General features: G+C 41.8%; 1 protein-coding gene. It reads right to left on the bottom strand.

Going from position 1 to position 1054, the window contains the following annotated elements; genetic code table 11:
* Positions 1–41: 41 nt before the first annotated feature.
* Entirely contained in the window at positions 42–785 is a 744-nt protein-coding gene (locus BKN38_RS10045; RefSeq protein ID WP_070957827.1) for an outer membrane beta-barrel protein, read from the bottom strand.
* Positions 786–1054: the final 269 nt, after the last annotated feature.

Below are 1054 nucleotides of genomic sequence, written 5' to 3'. Positions count from 1 at the left end.
AAATCCCAAGCTAGCCCAAAAAAGGCTAGCCCAGAATCAAACTAGAATACAAAAGCGTAGCTAGCGCCCACACTTGCGTATTTATAGTATTGATACACAGGAAGCCCCGGACTATTTAGACCTACTCGGTATGTTGGCCCTAGGAATGGGATCTTAGCGCCAAACTCGATTCTATGATGTTTGGCAAGCGTAGTTTGGATACCTAGATTTAGCCCCAAGCCCACGCCACCATAAAATTGCGTAGGACTTGTTCTATCTGGGTCATTTATAGTGTTGCCATTTACCTTTATTACCGAGTTTTCAGCATACTCAGCATATCCGGCGAAAATACCTGCATACACACCAGCGCTAGCATTTTCTGCCTTGATAAAATCCACTAGATAATCGATGTTGATATCGATGCGTTGTCCTGTTATATATGTATTGTTTGATACAGTGTTTGCGCCACTTTCGCCACTTAAACTATATGGATATACATGCGCCATACCATAGCTTGCATATACGCGCGCACCATGTGTTGGCGTGAAATATAGCTGATACCCAACCCTAATGCCCCAGTCAAGCCCTAGTGTAGCTCCGCCTTGTTGCTCGCTAGCTGTGACTGATGTTGTTGCTGTGCCGCCGCCTGTTGTAGCCTCATAAGTCCCGCTACCCGCTTGCGTGCTTGTCAAAATCCCCGCACCTAGCTCCACACCTACAAATGCGCCGCTTTCGCCCGCTACGCCAGCACTCGCAAGCGCACCGGATAGGATAAGCGCTGCTGAAAGTTTGTATGACTTTGTCATATTTTTCTCCTTGCAAATTTTTCGCCCAGTGTTTGGGCTATGGCGGGATTTTACAAAGCGATTTTTTAGACTTAATTTAAAATAAAATCGTTTTTTTTTTTGATTTTTCGCACAAAATTTTGATTTTTAAAACGATAAAACATCGTTATATACGATATTTTAAGCCATTTTATATCTATGTATCTAAAAGTAATATTCTAAGCAAATATTAAGCTAAAAGACAAAATTTTGAAGAGTAGCAGAATCCAAAAACAAGCAAAATTTTCCAA

It is taken from the genome of Helicobacter sp. CLO-3, from assembly GCF_001854545.1.
GTDB lineage: Bacteria > Campylobacterota > Campylobacteria > Campylobacterales > Helicobacteraceae > Helicobacter_B.
This window is presented reverse-complemented; position numbering and strand designations above follow the sequence as displayed.

Bases quoted from the DNA above. Each gene is read 5' to 3' on its own strand.
- BKN38_RS10045 (WP_070957827.1), bottom strand. From the start codon at position 785: ATGACAAAGTCATACAAACTTTCAGCAGCGCTTATCCTATCCGGTGCG.